This is a genomic window from Pantoea sp. 18069 (assembly GCF_902706035.1).
Classification (GTDB): domain Bacteria; phylum Pseudomonadota; class Gammaproteobacteria; order Burkholderiales; family Burkholderiaceae_C; genus Comamonas.
Genome location: NZ_CACSJA010000140.1, coordinates 1 through 402, shown reverse-complemented (window position 1 = coordinate 402; position 402 = coordinate 1). Strand labels below are relative to the sequence as shown.

At 24.6% G+C, this 402-nt stretch carries 1 protein-coding gene; it reads left to right on the top strand.

The window, feature by feature from the left end; genetic code table 11:
* Positions 1-98 precede the first annotated feature (98 nt).
* Positions 99-402: hypothetical protein (locus GVL12_RS25925; protein ID WP_200844108.1), on the top strand; the 304-nt coding region annotated here is incomplete at its 3' end.

Below are 402 nucleotides of genomic sequence, written 5' to 3'. Positions count from 1 at the left end.
CTTATATCAATTCTTAGATTGTAAATAAAGAAATAAAGATGACAATTTTATAATTAATGTTATAATGCAAAATAATATTATTTTTAAGGATAAAACCTTTGTTTAAATTCTCAAAAAAATCTTGGATTATCATTTTCATCTTGGTGGTTTTATATGTAGTTATTAGCAACATTTATGAATTGTTTAATTCTATGGAAGCTGATAATAACAAAGCAAGAGAAAATCTTAGTGCTTTAATCAAGTGGAGCAAAAACGAAGGCAAGGAAGAATTAGAGTATGCTAAGAATTTAAGCAAAGAAAACTATAATCAAGAAAAAGTTACACAAATGATTATTAAAAATCTTAAGATGATACAAGCTAGTATTGAAGATATGAAAACTTTAACCTCTTACTATCCTACAG